This window comes from Nostoc cf. commune SO-36 (assembly GCF_023734775.1).
In the GTDB taxonomy this organism is placed as follows: domain Bacteria; phylum Cyanobacteriota; class Cyanobacteriia; order Cyanobacteriales; family Nostocaceae; genus Nostoc; species Nostoc commune_A.
The window spans coordinates 6404238-6421709 of sequence record NZ_AP025732.1; the positions used below are offsets into that span (position 1 = coordinate 6404238).

Annotated in this window: 12 protein-coding genes and 2 pseudogenes; 4 read left to right on the top strand and 10 right to left on the bottom strand. The window is 42.7% G+C overall.

Annotation, left to right across the window (positions count from 1 at the left end; all coding sequences use genetic code 11):
* Positions 1-33: 33 nt before the first annotated feature.
* The 3 genes and pseudogenes from ANSO36C_RS28910 to ANSO36C_RS28920 all read right to left on the bottom strand — a co-directional run bounded on the left by ANSO36C_RS28910 (position 34) and on the right by ANSO36C_RS28920 (position 2431).
* Positions 34-533: pseudogene (locus tag ANSO36C_RS28910) on the bottom strand (hypothetical protein).
* 640 nt (positions 534-1173) lie between these two features.
* Positions 1174-2145, bottom strand: coding sequence for a LysR substrate-binding domain-containing protein (locus tag ANSO36C_RS28915; protein ID WP_251957566.1), 972 nt, complete (start codon positions 2143-2145; stop codon positions 1174-1176).
* 145 nt (positions 2146-2290) lie between these two features.
* Positions 2291-2431 carry a hypothetical protein gene (locus ANSO36C_RS28920; protein WP_251957567.1) on the bottom strand — a complete coding sequence of 47 codons (141 nt, stop codon included), beginning with the start codon at positions 2429-2431 and terminating at the stop codon, positions 2291-2293.
* 337 nt (positions 2432-2768) lie between these two features.
* Here ANSO36C_RS28920 and ANSO36C_RS28925 point away from each other — a divergent pair, with 337 nt between their 5' ends.
* Positions 2769-3197, top strand: a complete 429-nt coding sequence (locus ANSO36C_RS28925; protein ID WP_251957568.1) for a YidH family protein — start codon at positions 2769-2771, stop codon at positions 3195-3197.
* A gap of 8 nt (positions 3198-3205) precedes the next feature.
* Here the strand turns inward: ANSO36C_RS28925 and ANSO36C_RS28930 are convergent, their stop codons facing one another.
* The gene (locus ANSO36C_RS28930; protein WP_251957569.1) at positions 3206-3928 is read right to left on the bottom strand and encodes a class I SAM-dependent methyltransferase; all 723 of its coding nucleotides are present in this window, start codon (positions 3926-3928) and stop codon (positions 3206-3208) included.
* A gap of 144 nt (positions 3929-4072) precedes the next feature.
* Here ANSO36C_RS28930 and ANSO36C_RS28935 point away from each other — a divergent pair, with 144 nt between their 5' ends.
* The gene (locus ANSO36C_RS28935; RefSeq protein WP_251957570.1) at positions 4073-4384 is read left to right on the top strand and encodes a hypothetical protein; all 312 of its coding nucleotides are present in this window, start codon (positions 4073-4075) and stop codon (positions 4382-4384) included.
* Here ANSO36C_RS28935 and ANSO36C_RS35215 read toward each other — a convergent pair.
* Positions 4349-5562, bottom strand: a pseudogene (locus ANSO36C_RS35215) (ISAzo13 family transposase). The gene ANSO36C_RS28935 and the pseudogene ANSO36C_RS35215 sit on opposite strands and share 36 nt — an antisense overlap.
* A gap of 220 nt (positions 5563-5782) precedes the next feature.
* On the opposite strand from ANSO36C_RS35215, the gene ANSO36C_RS28950 reads away from it, so the two are divergent.
* On the top strand, positions 5783-9067 hold the full coding sequence (locus ANSO36C_RS28950; RefSeq protein WP_251957571.1) for a tetratricopeptide repeat protein: 3285 nt from the start codon (positions 5783-5785) through the stop codon (positions 9065-9067).
* Between the two features lie 367 nt (positions 9068-9434).
* Here ANSO36C_RS28950 and ANSO36C_RS28955 read toward each other — a convergent pair whose 3' ends face one another.
* From ANSO36C_RS28955 to gcvT, 5 genes are all read right to left on the bottom strand, one after another.
* On the bottom strand, positions 9435-10151 hold the full coding sequence (locus ANSO36C_RS28955) for a pirin family protein (RefSeq protein WP_251957572.1): 717 nt from the start codon (positions 10149-10151) through the stop codon (positions 9435-9437).
* A gap of 318 nt (positions 10152-10469) precedes the next feature.
* Positions 10470-11042: a DNA starvation/stationary phase protection protein Dps gene (gene dps / locus ANSO36C_RS28960; protein WP_251957573.1), complete on the bottom strand. Its 573-nt coding sequence runs from the start codon at positions 11040-11042 to the stop codon at positions 10470-10472.
* Positions 11043-11648: 606 nt separating this feature from the next.
* The gene (gene gcvP / locus ANSO36C_RS28965) at positions 11649-14567 is read right to left on the bottom strand and encodes an aminomethyl-transferring glycine dehydrogenase (RefSeq protein WP_251957574.1); all 2919 of its coding nucleotides are present in this window, start codon (positions 14565-14567) and stop codon (positions 11649-11651) included.
* Between the two features lie 320 nt (positions 14568-14887).
* Positions 14888-15277, bottom strand: a complete 390-nt coding sequence (gcvH, locus tag ANSO36C_RS28970; protein ID WP_190942644.1) for a glycine cleavage system protein GcvH — start codon at positions 15275-15277, stop codon at positions 14888-14890.
* A gap of 125 nt (positions 15278-15402) precedes the next feature.
* Positions 15403-16539, bottom strand: coding sequence for a glycine cleavage system aminomethyltransferase GcvT (gene gcvT / locus ANSO36C_RS28975; RefSeq protein WP_251957575.1), 1137 nt, complete (start codon positions 16537-16539; stop codon positions 15403-15405).
* Positions 16540-16750: 211 nt separating this feature from the next.
* Here gcvT and ANSO36C_RS28980 point away from each other — a divergent pair, with 211 nt between their 5' ends.
* Positions 16751-17248 (top strand): pentapeptide repeat-containing protein, encoded by a 498-nt coding sequence (locus ANSO36C_RS28980; RefSeq protein ID WP_251957576.1) that lies wholly within the window; start codon positions 16751-16753, stop codon positions 17246-17248.
* Positions 17249-17472: the final 224 nt, after the last annotated feature.

Consider the following 17472-nt stretch of genomic DNA (forward strand, 5'->3'; position numbering starts at 1 on the left):
TGCACCTTAGAAGTGCAATTACCGAGCTATTTTCTACAACGCTGCTGCTTGAGGCTTGGATTTCCGAGATTTACGGGCGAACCTTTGCCCCATTTCTTCAACTACTGCATCTAAACCAGCGCCTTGTCCACTAGCTTTGGCATAGTTATACACCTGCAAGGCGGCTGCATAAGCTTCACTGCCTACTGCTATAGATGTATCATCCAGCAACTCATGTAATTGTGACAAAGAAAGCAATACTGGATACAAAGCTTCAAATAATTGTACGTCTTTCCGCATCTCATTGAGGTCAAACGATCGCGGTAAAAACTCTGGGTTCTGTGTCGCCACCTCTAATGCTTTGCTGACAAAGGCGCGGCTTTTATCTCCCATTTTGGGTAAAGCTTTACGCTCCTCGTTACTTAAATCAATTAAAAATGGTAGTTTTTCTTTAATGGTGGCGTAGACGCGAAGCGGCTTGTCGTAGACATCGCTTGCAACACAGCATCTCTCTCTGATTGTGCTAGTGTTGCGCTAATTGGGGCTGTGAACATAGAAATTAATCTCCGGTATGTTGATTAACTTTAGTGTGCCCACATATACAATTGGAATTTCAATGACACCAATAAAGATTACCAAGTTCAGAGAGTGAGCGATATCTACGACAAGCCGCTGACGCTCCTTCTCTGCGAGACGCTACGCGAACGTCGCTACTGCTTCTCTACGAAAGGCTTGTCTGCGACACGCTGCGCTAACGCCAATGCTAATGCGTCTACCCCACCTTTTAACAGCAAACCAAAAAATCGTGTTCATTTATACAACTAAATAGTAACGATTGTTATAGTCTTGAAAAGCCCTTTACTTTTATACTTTTGGCGAAACTTCACCGCCAAAAAAAACATCAGAGCTACAGGAAATTACTTATGACCAAATGTGATTGATATTTATCAAATGCAAACTTGGTTAAGTTGAACATATCCTTGTCAGCACCATAGGTGATTTCCTGCGCTCTGGTTATTTTTTTCCAAAGAGTTTTTGTTAGATTTGTAGTTAAAACGTTGAATTAGGGAACGCAAACAGTCTGTATAGGTAGTAGACAACGAACCGAATTGTATCTTCATCCTATCTCAGCTTGTTTAGCCCAAAATTGCATTTGAGCTAAATAAGCGATAAGGAAAACTGAAAGGTATTACCTTAAATAACTGGTTTTAATATGTGTTGAGGTGAGCCATCTAGCATAGATGATACTAACATTTGTTCAAAGACTTTAGAAAGAGCAGTTTGAAAACGTTGACGATGTTTGAGTTTGAAAAAAGGTCTAACTATTTCTGCTATCGCACCGTTGCCATCTCTGTTATCAATAACTCGAATTGCCCGCAGTGTTCCTAACTGTATTTCTTTTTTTACCATCAACTCAGAAATTCCGATTGCACCGACACCATCTTCAATCGCTGCTTTTGTCATCTCCCCACTGTTGAATACTAAAATTACATTCAGTTCATTGAGATTAATTCCCCAATTTTCTAAGGCTTCCTCAAATCTTTGCTGAGTTCCAGAACCTGGTTCTCGCATTACCCAAAGGGTTTGAGTCAATTGGCTTAAGTCAATTTCTCCCCACTCAAACCAAGGGTGTTTTTGACCTACTACAATTTGTAAGCGATCGCTCCCCACTATTTCGTACTCTAGAGTACTCTGAAGTGCTGGCTTCACATCTCCTTCTACCAAACCCAAATCAAACTGTCCTGTCGCAGTTCCGACACAAATCTCTTCTGTATTAGCAAGGCTACAGTCAATCTGGATACCGGGATATCGGCTCTTAAACTCACTAATCTTACTTGGTAGCCAGTAATTACCAATTGTCAGACTCGACCCTAATTTCAATTCACCCCGTTGCAGATTGTTCAATTCTCGCAATCCCCTTTCAGTCAAGGAAACTTGGTCGAGAATTTTTTGCGCTTCCACTTGCAATAATTTACCCGCCTCAGCAATCTCAATATGGCGACCAATCCGATGGAATAGTTTAACTCCGTATTCTTGCTCTAAGTTGTGGACTGCTGCACTGACGGCAGGTTGTGTAATATAAAGCTCCTCTGCTGCGCGAGTAAAGTGTAAGTTCTGCGCCACAGCCAGAAATATTTTTAGCTGCTCAAGCGTCATTCCTGCCATTTATCGTATCCCTACAACTCGGTGTCAAAATTTTAATCACTTTCATTTATCATTTTGACAAACAAAAGCATTTGATTCTATCGATTAGTTTGACTAGAGTATAAACCAAGGCTTCGGCACGCACTTAAACGACCAAGTAGAGAGCTTAAGTATGGGGTTCCCTTTCCCCTTTCCCCTTCATCATCACAGGGATTACCGCATTCACTGCCACCAACATCGACGTTACCAGTTTTCTCTCTCCGCAAACATACAATGTAGCTGCGATCGCAAAAGTTGAAAGTTTCACACCAGAAGAAATTAAAAAAAGAACCGAAGAATTAACACTGTAAAAATATGCTTTAGAGACGGGAATCAACTGGAGTCAATGCGAAAACGAAACAGGATAAGTACTGCTATAAAATCTCTTTGGTACTGGCTGTTTTTTTAAATTTATTTATCCTCCATCTTAGTCTTGTTTTATATCGATATCTGCATTAAAATAAATTTTGAAAAAAATGTACAATCACAATAGATATATTTCAGTAGCGCAAATATTGCGCTTATTGCAAGTCATCTTGAAGGAAATTTCCTACTACCTCCGCATTTTTTTTATCAGAGCCGCTTTGGGGATAAGGGTATTATTGATGCAGTTAAAATTGAAAGCTACAGAAGAAGGCAAAGATAACAAAAAGCCAGGACGACTGAATCCGTCCCGAATTCGAGATCACTTGGCAAATGAGCGTACCTATCTCGCTTGGATGCGGACAGGAATCGCTCTTTTAGGTTTTGGTGTCGTTATCGTGCGTTTGCGTGCTTTTCAAGTACCTTTAATACCCCGTCCTGGCAACGGCTGGAAGTTAGGTTTAGTCTTTTCGCTGGTGGGTTTAATCACGGTGTGCCTGTCAACGTCACACTATTTCGCTGTCCGTCGTGATATCGAAGAAGATACTTATGAACCAACAGACCGGTGGGTGCTGCTGTTCAGTCTCGCTGTGATGATTCTCGGAACTGGGGTAATCTATTTTGTTTTTACAACTTCTTTAGATCCCATGAGTCCACTTATGCCTGAGTAATCAGATTTTTAAAACCGCACCTTATACAACTCGAATAATTCCCCTGATTTATGTGTGACTACTTTAGCACCAGCCGCCTTAATCGTTTTTTCCCACTCAGCTACAGGCTCTAAAAACACCTCAGCCCCCAAATATGTTTCCAGAACTGCCCAATCTTCTGCTAAAGGCTGTTCTGGATTGAGGATGTCAAACACAAAATGTCCACCTGGTTTTAATACGCGCTTGACTTCTGCTAGTACAGCATTCCAATATTCGAGGGGAAAATAGCAGCTAAATCCTGTGGCGATCGCAAGATCAAATTGCTCTGGTGAATAGTTTAGCTGATGGGCTGCTCCCAACTCAACACCTTTGAACAGCTTAGAATTCAACTGCGGCCCACGCGAATTAAGGGTATCGCGTGCTACATTACTGATTTCTTGCCCATGAAAAAATGCTTGCCAATCCCGCCAAGGATATATTAAAAAGCTGATACCACAGCCTATGTCTAAACAGTGCTGGTTCTTTTTAGGTTCAGCAATTTCCCAAAAAGGGGAAGCAATTCTTCCTGAGAAACTACCTCCAATCCACTCGCGGAATATCGGCATCGCCTGTACTTCTGCTGGGAGTTCAAAGGTTTCACGTTGATACTCCCGGTTAAAACGATAGGCTATTTGGGCTAATCTTTCGTCCCAGTTGGTTGGTTTGGGTGAACTAAAGAGATTTTGGAACTGCGAATCGGACTTTTTAGACATTAAGTTTTTAATTACTTTAATCGCAAGGTTATTTCATTCTCCCCTAGTCTGCCAACCCGCCACTGATTCGGATTACCAAATGAGCGCGGGGAACTTACGGCAAAACAGTTAAGATAAGCCTGGAATTACTTGCAGGTCAACACTATGGCAGAAATTCAGTTGGCGATTGAGGGTGAAGATGCCATCGCAGCAACAGAGGCGCTTTTAGCAATTCCTGGTATCTCAGGTAACTATAGCGTTAGTTCAGAAGCACCGGAACGAGAAGGAGTAATAGCAACTGTTGCAACCATCGTTGGGATTGTTGGGGGTGCGATCGCAATTGCTGAACAAATCCGCAAGTGGTATCAAGAGTATAAAGCCAAACAGTCTGGTAAAAAAATCGAAAAGGTGTTGGGGACTTGCAAGAAAATAAAGTACCAGCTAAACAGGGACAATAGTAATATCCCATTTGGGTAATGTTTCAGAACGCTGCCATTGGGGTTGGTATTGTTCTAACTCTTGCGAGAGAACCTTGATTCCTTTGTGATATGTGGTTTGAACCAGATGTACAATGGGAGCAATTCCTTTCCAAGTCATATTGGCGGCCCATTGTGCTGCGGCGGCAACAGAATCTAAAATCGCACCATTCCAATAGTTCTCCAAGGCAGCCCAACACCGCTCTATTGGATTGTACTTGCTATGGTAAGGGGGATAATAAATCAGTCGAATTTTTAAATTAATTGCACAAGACAACTCAACCATGCGTTTGATAAATTGTGTGCGGTTACTGCGAGTAGCGGCACCGCCATCAAGATCAATCACCCACTCATCAAGTTCCAGGTAATTGTGTTGATTCTCATGCCACCAAGCGGTTAAACAATCGACGATAAAATCACTGGTTTCCGCCGACTGACCCAAGTAAATCGATAGCTGGTCATTATGTGTATTGAGAATGCCAAAGGGAACTAAGACTGATGACCACTGTGTATCGTGGTCATCAGCAGCTTTCGCCTCCATTGTCCGAGCTTTACCGCCTCTAGAAAGGTTGCCAATCTTCACCTTAGCTTTAGTATCTATAGACACTCGCAACGATTTGGGGTTTTCATCTGATGCCTGATTCTCCCGGAACACATTCTCGAAAATGGCATCAGTTTGCGGAATCTTTTTCAAGGGTTTCGTTTTTTGTGTTTTTTTAGGCGATACCCTAAGCGATTGAGAATTTCTCCACAAGTTTGACGAGATGGCAATTCGCTCTCGTTATAGCCATGAACACTTACTAATGCTTCTCTTACTGCTCTGGCACTAATGCGGGCATACAGAAAGGTCGATTGAAATTTAGGGTCGGCTTGAGCTTGAGCATCCACCAATGAACGAATATCTGCTTCTAAGTTGGGCAATACCTCAATACTATTGTGTCGTCCCCTTGCCTGATAATTCTCTACACAGACTATCCCCGTCCGCCTTTCATGCAAGCCGAGTTGCACACTCTGGCGATTCCATCCCATAACGGTTTCTGCAATGCGTGCTGAACTATCGAAGTAATCTTCGGTAACTTTTGCCATGAAATCTCGTTTGCGATTGCTAGTCAGTTTCTGTGCTGCATCTTTAAAGGTCGATTTGATGGTGTCGGTGAGCATGAATTGAGGGATTCCCATTCTAGATATTTAAACTAGGCGCGGACAGTTCACCGCTTCTTCTCTTCTAGAATGGCTGGTATTTTATTTTCTTGCAAGTCCCTTGATTGTCGGGCGCAATGGTAGGCGATTGCTTTTAGAAGATGCAACCCTGGAAGAGATTCGCCAAATTTTAGAATCGTAGAGACGGAATTGGGGGTGGTAGACTTGGGGGAAATACTGAAGTCTCAAGATTGAGAACGTGCAAACCCTCCACCTCGACCTTAAGCCAGTTGATGATAATTACGTAGAGTTACGTTACTTTATTGATAATCCAAACCAGTATGAAAAGCGATCGCTTCCTCTATCAGAAATCGCCGATTTGATTCAGTTGGCCGAGCGAGATTATTACGTTTCGTTTTTCCCAGAGGATTATACGATAACTGGACGGCGGTTGTATAACTGGTTGGATGGGAGCGATCGCTGGCTGCAACTCTTGCTAGATAACTATCGGCGTGAGGGGATTGTGTTAGCGATAACTTCGTTAAGCTCCGCTAACGCCACATCTGAAAAACTTGCTCATCTGCCTTGGGAAGTGCTTCACGATGGCGTTAGTTTTTTGGTTCAGCGAGTCCCGGCGATTCTCCCGGTGCGCTGGGTGTCAGATAGCGCGGTAAAAAAATTAACTATTGAGGGGGAACCAAAAAACCGGGCGCTGCAAGTTTTGTTTATGGCAACTTCGCCCCTGAATGTTGAACCTGTGCTGGAGTTTGAGGCAGAGGAAGCACGGATTCTAGAAGCAACGGCGCGACAACCTTTAGCTTTGACAGTGGAAGAAAGCGGCTGTTTATCGGAGTTGGGTTATTTAGTTGATGGTTACGACAGGGAATATTTTGATGTTTTACACCTGACGGGTCATGCTACTTTACAAAATGGGCAACCGCGCTTCATTACAGAAACGGCAACAGGTGAAGCTTTCTATGCCAGTGCTAGAGATATTGCCCAAGAATTACAATTTCGACTGCCTAAACTGATTTTCCTCTCTGGTTGTCGCACCGGGCAAGCTGGCAATTCGGGATCTGTGCCGTCAATGGCTGAAGAATTGCTGAAATCTGGTGCAAAAGCGGTTTTGGGTTGGGGTCAAAAGGTTTTAGATTCTGATGCGACTGCCGCAGCTGCCGTATTGTATCAGGAATTGTCAGGCGGAAAACAAATCACTGAAGCTGTTGCTTGTACTTACCAAGCATTAATTAAGAACAAAGCGCGGGATTGGCACTTGTTGCGGCTGTATGCAGCAGGCAATTTACCAAGTTCATTAGTCACACCGTTGCGGAGTCGGGGACGGAAACCAGCACCACCGCTTTCTGTTTCTACCCAGTTTTTAGATCCTGCGGGTAAGGTGAAAGTCCCGACGCGGGAGAGTTTTGTTGGGCGTCGTCGTCAATTGCAAAATTGTTTGCGGGTGCTGAGTCAACCTTTGCTATCCCACCCTTACCAAGGGGGGGACACAGGGGGGGTAGGGGTGTTGATTCATGGGATGGGCGGTTTGGGTAAAAGTAGTTTAGCAGCTAGGCTTTGTGACAGACTGCCGAATTTTGAGCGTGTTGTCTGGGTGGGAAGAATTGATCAAGCTAATTTGGTGAGTCGTTTAGCAGAAAAGTTGGATGACAACGAACAACGCAAAAGCTTACAAAATTATGATGAAGAATTAAAATATCGGCTGCGGCGAGTTTTCCAGCAGTTGCATGAGGGTGCAAAGCCGTTTTTGTTGGTGCTGGATGACTTTGAAGAAAATTTAGAACCCCGCAATGAGAGTTATGTGCTGCAACCGGAAGCAGTAGAGGTAATGAAAGCTTTAGTTTGGGCAATTAGAGAAAATTTCACTTCCCACCGCATCATTATTACTTGCCGTTACGATTTTGAATTTACCCAGTTGCAGTATTTCCAAAAGCAGCCGTTGGATGCACTGCATGGTGCAGATTTGCGAAAAAAGTGCGATCGCCTCACAGCCTTTAATGCTAAATCTCAGGTGGATGAGGCGTTAAAATCGCAAGCGCAGAAGTTAGCAGATGGTAATCCCCGCTTGCTGGAATGGTTGGATAAGATTCTGCAAAATACAACGGTTGATGTGGCGGCAATATTGAATCGGTTAGCAGCAGATCCGGTGGAGTTGCGAGAGCAAGTTTTGGCAGAGGCGCTGCTGGAACAGATGGATACAACCATGCGGGAGATGTTGTCACGGGGTTTAGTGTTTGAGTTGCCAGTACCGAGGGAAGCTTTAGCCGCAGTTTGTGAGAATATCTCCAATTTGGAACATTATATTAGTCGAGCAGTGGCGTTGGGACTATTGGAAGTGAGCCATGATGAGGCGTTACGAGTACCACGCATTTTGCCCCTACCTGTGATCGAAAATAAAAATATATACAGTCAATCTGTAAGGATTCTCAATCAAATCTGGCGACTAGAAACCGAAGGCAATCTTGCAGAAGATAGATGTATTGAAATTCATAGATTAGCTTTACTAGGTGGAGAAAAAGATATAGCTATTGAAACTTGTTCTGCTCTTGCTTTTTGGAACCAAGGTCAAAGTCTTTATCGTAATGCAGCCAAGGTCTGTAAAACTACTTTAAAATTCTTTAAAGATTGGAGTATTTTTAATAACTTGGCGCGAGCAGAAAAAGAACTTGGTAATACTAAAAACGCCTTAAAATACTATCATGAAGCTTTAAATCTATGCCCACTATTTAATAAAAAACAAAAAGCAACAATTCTACATAACTTATCTATTATTTATATTGAGACAGGTCAACCCAAAAAAGCCATTTACTTTAATAAAAAATCTCGGGAAATTTCTCAAGAAATTAATAGCTATGAAAACTTAATGATGGTTTCTCATGGAATGGCAATTATTTGTACACAGCAAGGGAAAATAGACGATGCTCTTAATTATTACGAAAAAGCTTTAGAAGCTGCTGATCGAATTGAAGATGAAGTAATTTTGACTCAAAAACCTAGATATAAAGCAGTTTGCCTAAGTAATATAGCTTATATTCATACATTAAATGGGAATCTTGAAGCAGCAATTACTTTATATACAAAATCTATTCAAATAATGGAAGAATTAGGCGATATTAAAAATCAGGCAGCGACCTTACACAACATTGCTCAAATTTATATATTGCAAGGATTAATTAATCAAGCTGTACCTTTCCTTCTACAATCGCTGACATTAAAAGAGAGTATTGGATATGTAAAAGGACAGTCAGTAACATTACACACTTTAGCTCATGTATATATTACGCAAGGGCAAGTTGATCAAGGAATAGCTTTATATGAAAAAGCCCTCAAACTTGCACGAGAAATCCATGATGTTGAAGGTCAAGCTTATTCTCTGATGATGCTTGGACAAATAGTTGCTATAGAAAGAAGCTTTTCAGTCGGCATGGGCTATTTACATGAGGCTATCAATATCTTCCAACAACTAAATTCTCCGCATACAAAGAAAGTACAAGCAATTATTGATTACTTATTATCCACGAGGCTTTGAACTCCATTAATGAGCCTTTGATACTCATTAAAGAGGCTTTGAACTCCATTAATGAGTCTTTGATACTCATTAAAGAGGTTCTGAACTCCATTAATGAGCCTTTGAGCTTCATTAAAGAGGCTTTGAACTCCATTAATGAGCCTTTGATACTCATTAAAGAGGTTCTGAACTCCATTAATGAGCCTTTGAGCTTCATTAAAGAGGCTTTGAACTCCATTAATGAGCCTTTGATACTCGTTCAGCAGTTTTTTAGACTTGTGGCTTGGTTGTCGGAGATTGCGATCCGATCGCCATAATTCACCCCAAAGCACATTATATTCTGAGTTAAAGGCTCATCTAAATGAGCCTTTAACAGAGAAAAGAGATATTAGCCTAAATCGAAAAGCAAGATTTCGCCGCCGATGTTGGTGCTAATTTCTAGCTGTTCTTCGCCGTTGATTTGTACACCATCGCCTGCTCTGAGTTCTTCGCCATTTAAGTTAACTATGCCTTGCGCTATTTGTAACCAGGCATAGCGATCGCTTTTGACTTGATGATTAACAACATCACCTGACTCTAAAACAGATGTATATAACTCAACATCTTGGTGAATTGTCACAGCACCATCGCGCCCATCTTTAGAGGCAATTAAGCGTAATTTGCCGCGCTTTTCTTCGAGAGGAAAAGCTTTTTGTTCATATCTTGGCGTTATTCCTTCTCGATCGGGAAGAATCCAGATTTGTAGCAAGTGTAGTGGTTCAGTTGGCGAAGGATTAAATTCACTGTGGCTGATTCCAGTTCCAGCACTCATAATCTGGGCATCACCGGGACGAATTACCGATCCAGTACCCAAGCTGTCTTTATGCTCCACAGCACCTTCTAAGACATAAGTGAGGATTTCCATATCACGATGGCTGTGGGTAGGGAATCCAGCACCAGGGGCGATGCGATCGTCGTTAATCACTCGCAGAGAGCGAAATCCCATGCGGTTCGGATCGTAAAAACTACCGAAGGAAAATGTGTGATAACTATCGAGCCAGCCCATTTTAGCGTGACCACGGGCGTTTCTATCATGAATTAGATGGCTAATTGTATTTTGAGACATATATTTACCTCGTTGTTAATGAGTATTTAGAGATGCAATTATACTCTTACGAGAAGCCGCTCTTTGAGCGTCTACGCGTCTGTATAAGAGTTAAGAATGAAATTAGGATAAATTTTCAGTAACCTAATAAGTTATTCAAGTTTCCGATTAATCTTGATGTATCACTTGTCGAAGATATTCTAAAATTTTTCGACCTAGTTTTGAACTATTTAAATAGTAAAGTATATACATATAAATGAAAAGTACGCACTTAAAAGTAACGTACTTACCAAAAAGATACTATTAGAATTTAAGAAAAACTACTTTTCTCAGAAGTGCTTATTTTACACCAGCAGGGATCTTTTGAGTTTTAGTAGTAGCCGCTTTGCCATTCTCTGCCTTAATTTCTACTACTTGTAGATGAGCTTCTAAGAACCAGAGTCGTTTGTCAATGGTGCGAGAAATTTCGGTGTAAAGGTCGGCGGTATCGAGGTCGCCTAATTCATCAGTTTTATCGATCGCTTCCCGAAGATGTTTAGCATAGAATGCATAACGATCTGATAAGGCTGTTACATGGTCTTTACCATCCAAAATATCTAAAGGATATTCTGGCAAAATTGAATTACTAGCTGCGGCGCGGGCTGTTCCAAAAGCGTATCCGCCTAAAGCTGTGACGCGTTCAGCGACCATATCGATGTATCCTTCCAATTCCCCAGCAAGTTCATCAAATAATAAGTGTAACTGGTAAAAGTCAGTACCTTTAACATTCCAGTGCGCTTGCTTTGCTTGGGTTTTCAAATCAGAAGTAGCTGCCAAAGTTTGGTTGAGAAGTACCACGATTTGCACTCGCGCTTCGGCAGGAATGTCAATGCGGGTAGGGTACAAACGTGATGTAATGCTGTTGTCACTCATGATTCTTTGTTGTTAATGCCTTTTAAATCTAACTTTACAGAATTGATTGGTTGTCCGAAACTCTCTGACGATGGATTGAATTAATGCCTGAATATGTTAAAGTTTATTAATATTAGTTAAATACGGTAGTTTACTATGGTATTTAATATGCCACCGAAAAGGCGTAGGCGTAGCCCGCCGCAGGCATCGCTAATTACATCATTCTGCAAAAATTCATGGGGAAAACCCAGCTTAATTTGACTCACTTCATTTAAATGTTGCAAATGTTGTAGCGAAAGAGTGCGTTAATTTACGTGCCCCAACGAGCTGAATAATCACGCCGTTTTGAGCGCGTAGCCAAGCTAATGTTAACTATGGAGGTAGGTGTGCAATTTATCTTGCAACTTCACTGAGAACTTAGCGATCGCATCAAATCCCAAGCGTGCAACCAGAGTAAATTAATATAATCGGTATTCAACCGTTTTAGAAATATTAATAAAATTATAAAAGTTTCAATGCCTAATTTACATATATAAGTTCTAAACTCAACATAACTGATACAAATAGTTAGGGACGTACAGTTGTACGCCCCTATAGCCTCAGTCTCCCAATCAGCCGGCTGAGGTACTACGAATAAGCATCAATTGGCAGACAAGAACAAACAAAATTCCTGTCACCAAAGGCTGCATCAATGCGGCCAACAGCAGGCCAGAATTTATATTCACGAGTCCAAGGCGCAGGATAAGCAGCTTGTTCACGAGAATAAGGATGATTCCATTCTCCAGCAATGAGACTTTCGGCAGTGTGCGGTGCATTCTTCAAAACATTATCTTGGGCATCCACCTTGCCAACTTCTATTTCGGCAATTTCTTGGCGAATAGAAATTAACGCATCACAGAAACGATCTAATTCTTGTTTAGATTCACTTTCTGTAGGTTCCACCATGATTGTACCCCCTACAGGCCAGGAGACAGTTGGCGCATGGAAGCCATAATCTATCAGACGCTTGGCAACATCATCAATTTCGATACTTGCCGATTTTTTTAGCGATCGCAAGTCTAAAATACATTCATGGGCAACCAGACCATTTTTCCCCTGATACAAAACCGGATAGTACGATTCCAGTTTCTTAGCAATATAGTTAGCGTTGAGAATTGCCACCTTAGTTGCTTCGGTTAAACCCCCTGCACCCATCATGGCGATATACATCCAAGAAATCACCAAAATACTCGCACTACCCCAAGGTGCAGCCGCAACAGCACCAATACGTTGGGAATTAGAGATTTCTTCCCTACTCCCCACCACAGGATGTCCAGGTAGGAACGGCACAAGATGAGATGCAACGCCAATAGGCCCCATACCAGGGCCACCTCCACCATGAGGAATACAGAAGGTTTTGTGCAGATTCAAGTGACAAACATCCGCGCCAATATCCCCAGGACGGCAAATTCCCACTTGGGCGTTCATATTTGCCCCATCCATGTAAACTTGTCCACCGTGACTATGGACAACAGCGCAGATTTCCTGAATTGGCTCCTCAAAGACACCGTGGGTTGAGGGATATGTCACCATTAAGGCAGCTAAATCATTGCTGTGTTTTTCTGCCTTACTCTTCAGGTCATCAACGTCAATATTACCTTGTGAGTCACAGGCAACAGCCACCACCTTCATCCCGCACATCACTGCACTCGCTGGATTTGTCCCGTGTGCCGAGGTGGGAATCAAACAAACGTTGCGGTGTGCTTCACCCCGATTTTCGTGATACTGACGAATTACTAAAAGTCCAGCATACTCACCTTGAGAACCGGCATTTGGTTGTAGAGAAATTCCCGCAAAACCAGTAATTTCAGCTAACCATGCCTCAAGTTGCTCAAACAGAAGTTGATAACCTTGCGTTTGTGACGTCGGGGCAAATGGATGAATCTTGCCAAATTTCTCCCAACTTACCGGAATCATCTCAGCTGTCGCATTCAACTTCATTGTGCATGACCCCAAAGGAATCATCGATGTTGTTAGCGACAAGTCCTTGCTTTCTAGCTTGTGCAAATAGCGCAATAACTCAGTTTCTGAGTGATAGCGGTTAAAGACTGGGTGAGTGAGATATGTACTTGTACGGGAGAGAGGGAGATGGGAGGATGAAGAAGCAGTTAATTCTTCTAAACTGAAGGGTAAATCATCTGTACCAGCGAAAATTTGCCAAAGGTCAATTAAATCTTCCGGTGTAGTTGTTTCATCCAGCGAGATACCAACAGCAGTTGCATCAAAAACCCGCAGGTTAATTTGCATTTGTTCGCTAACTGCCAGAATATCTTCTAAATTTCGTCTTCCCAATTCAACTCGCAGCGTATCAAAGTAATCTTTGGAACTGATGCTGTAACCCAAACGCTTTAGTCCTTCCGCCAGCAACACCGTCAAAGAGTGGATATTTTCAGCAATTTGCTTCAGTCCAGCAGGGCCATGATAGACGGCGTACATACTCGCCATTACCGCCAGCAACACCTGTGCAGTACAAATATTACTAGTAGCTTTTTCACGACGAATGTGCTGTTCGCGGGTTTGCAAGGCGAGACGTAATGCAGGTTTACCTTGCGTATCTTTTGATACTCCGACAATTCGCCCTGGAACTAGCCGCTTATACTCTTCTTTCGTAGCGAAGTATGCCGCATGAGGGCCACCATAACCCAAGGGAATACCGAATCGCTGAGTGCTGCCTACAGCAATATCAGCACCAAATTCCCCAGGAGGGGTTAGTAAAGTTAAACTTAAAGGATCTGCTGCTACCGTCACCAATGCACCCTTAGCATGGGCTTTTTCTATAAAAGCGCGGTAGTCGTAAATGGTTCCATCACTTGCAGGATATTGCAGAACAGCCCCAAAAATTGCTTGATCAAAATCAAATGTTTGATGATCACCAACAACAATCTTAATCCCCAATGGTTGAGCGCGTGTTTGCAGCACATCGATAGTTTGGGGATGGCAGTCACGAGAGACAAAATAGGCATCTGCATGATTTTTGGAGACACCATAGCTTAAACTCATCGCTTCAGCAGCTGCCGTGGCTTCATCAAGTAACGAAGCATTGGCAATTTCCAAACCTGTGAGGTCAATAATCAGGGTTTGAAAATTCAGCAGTGCTTCTAGTCGTCCTTGGGCAATTTCTGGTTGATAAGGAGTGTAAGCAGTATACCAACCGGGGTTTTCTAGGATATTACGCCCAATTACAGGTGGGGTAATAGTGTCGTAATATCCCATACCAATATATGAGCGGAAAATCTGATTTTTGGCAGCAACTTTTTTTAACGATGCCAGCGCTGCGTACTCACTTTCTGCTTCTGGTAACTTTAGCGGTTGCTTCAGCCGAATTGCCTGTGGAACTGTTTGGTCGATTAGGGCATCCAGGTTGGGAAACCCCAAAACTTTAAGCATAAGCTGGATGTCATCGGAGTCAGGGCCAATATGTCTTGGCGCAAAATTACTTAACTTCTGACTTTTTTCGTCCAGCACTTGCTGTTCATTAGATTTGAGAATAGGGGCGTTCAATACCACAAATTACTCTCCAGACGGTACTATTTCATATTTTGCAATAAATACTGATGAGAAGTAGGTGTAATTTTTCAGTTCATCTAAATTTCATGATTTATTTTCAGGTGGAGTGGATAGAGGCAGGGAGCAGGGAGCAGGGAGCAAGGGGGATAGAAAAGAATTAGAATTCAACCCCAGGCTACACAAAAACTACGCTTGCGAAGTGGGAGACTCTAACCCATGTTCCCCTCTTGATTCCACGGCAGAGAAAAGAGGCAAGGGAGAAGGAAACGGGGAGAGTTGGGGAGAAGAATTTGCAGTTTTTCCCCCTGCCCCCTGCACCCTTACTCCCCTTCTACCAGCGCCCGATACTCATCGGCTGTCAGGGCATCCTCAACTTCGCCAGGGTCATTGACGCGGACTTTCAAAAACCACCCTTCCCCGTAGGGATCTTCTGACACTTCTTCGGGAGAATTTATTAAGGCTTCATTCCGTTCTATAACTGTGCCTGTCACTGGTGAATTCAGTTCCTCAACGGCTTTCACGGATTCAATTGTGCCAAAGTTTTCTCCTCTAGCAAGAGCATCGCCAATTTCTGGCAGTTCCAAAAAGACGATATCACCCAATTCATGTGTGGCAAACTCAGTAATGCCAATGGTGGCAATTTCACCATCTATTCGCACATATTCATGAGAATCCAGGTATCTGAAATCTTGAGGATATTCAAAAGACATATCACTTCCTCTCCCTTATTAAAAAAATTATTGCCCCAATAGTCATCCAAGCCATATCTGGTAATGAACCTTAGTAGAGATTGAATAACTCACAACACATTATTCCTCAAAAACCTCGGCGCTTATCAGTTGGCAACACGATTTTTTGACCGATAAAAGGGACGTTTAACCACAACTGATGGATAAGCTTTGCCGCGAATTTCGACTTCTAATTGTTGACCGACGGTTGCTAGTTGGGTAGGAACGTAGGCTAAGGCAATGGGATAGCCAAGTGTAGGCGACAGAGTGCCACTAGTTACTTCTCCCACAACTTTACCTGCGGATAACACTTGATAACCATGACGGGCAATGTTACGCCCTTGAGTTTGCAAACCGACCAATCGGCGTTGCACTCCAGCGGCTTTTTGCTGTGCTAAAACTTCCCGACCAATAAAATCGCCTTTGGTATCTAAGTGAACTAGCCACCCCAAACCTGCTTCTAAGGGTGTGGTGATGTCATCGATATCTTGTCCGTAAAGCGCCATCGCTGCTTCTAGCCGCAGGGTATCTCTGGCACCAAGCCCACAGGGGATGACACCAGCTTTATGGAGGTTTCGCCACAATTCTACCCCCACATCTGGGTCTACCATCACTTCAAAGCCATCTTCTCCGGTGTAACCTGTGCGGGCTAGGAAGGCAGGTTTACCCAGTAGGGTTGCTTCTAAATGTCCGAAGGCTTTGATTGGTTGTAAGTCTTCTTGCACTAATGGCTGGAGATATTTAATCGCTTTTGGCCCTTGGACGGCAATTAAGGCTTTATCTGGTGAAAGGTCTTGGAATTGCACTTTATCCAGGTCAAGGTGTTGCAATAGCCATGCTTTATCTTTACTGGAGGTTGCCGCATTTACTATAATAAATGCCCTTTGTGTACCAGTGGTGTCTTCACCTTGGTAATAAACAATGATGTCGTCAATAATTCCGGCTTGGGGATTTAACAATACGGTGTATTGTGCTTGACCGGGTTGCAAACGACTCAAGTCGGAAGGCACTAAAGGCTGGAGTTGGGAAATTAGGTTTTTACCTTGGAGGGTAAATTTGCCCATGTGGGAAATATCGAACATTCCGGCTGTATTTCTTACAGCCTCGTGTTCGCGGCTAATTCCACTAAATTGCACAGGCATTTCCCAACCGCCAAAGCTGGTAAGGCGTGCTTTGAGTTCTACACCCAATTGATATAAAGGGGTTCGCGCCAGAGATTGGGCGTTGTCTTCTTGATTAGCCACAGGTAATTTTGCGTATATGCGGAGCAACTTGCCGTTAGGCATCGCACCTCAACATCTATCATCCTACGAGAGATTAGGGAAGAGGTGACAGGTGACAGCTAATAGGGAATAATCTCTACCCTGTACCCTATTCCTTTCTTCACTCCTTTGTCCCCTTCTGTGAGGTTTAATAGTTAATGGTGCAAGTGTTGAGATTTATTAAGAAGACATTATGAAATATTGGCGATTGTTAGCTAGTTTTGTCTTAGCTATGGTTCTTTTTTGGTTTCCCTTATCGGCACAAGCTGCAAGTTCTTCCAGTATTACCCGTTCTGTGGGTAATGATGAACTCAAGGGCAAGGATTACTCTGGTCAAAGTTTAGTTGGCACGGAGTTTACCAATCTCAAATTAGAGAATGCTAATTTTAGCAATGCTGACTTACGTGGTGTCGTGTTTAACGGTACTCTGCTGGAGGGAGTAAATCTGCATGGTGCTGATTTTAGTGAAGGCATAGCCTATCTAACAAAATTTAAAGATGCTGATTTAAGCGATGCTGTGTTGACTGATGCAATGATGCTGCGTTCTATTTTTGATGATGTAAATATCAAAGATGCTGATTTTACCAATGCAATTTTAGATGGAACGCAAGTGAAAAAACTTTGTGTTCAGGCAAGTGGTGTTAATTCTAAAACTGGTGTAGATACTCGCCAGTCTTTAGGATGTAAGTAGAATTTAACCCTTTTTTTGCGAGTGGAGAGCAGGGTGGTTTCATACGAAAAAAGAAAAATACATCAGTCTTGATTTATCGTTTTGTAGCATGGCTTTTTACCCCTCTCCCTCACAAGAGAAAGGTTTTAAAACCCAGTTTTAGTTTTTCTCTATTTGTATGAAACCATCCTGGCTTCTTCGCTGGTGGATAAGAGGTTGTTTGAAAAGTAGTTGGCTGTATCTTT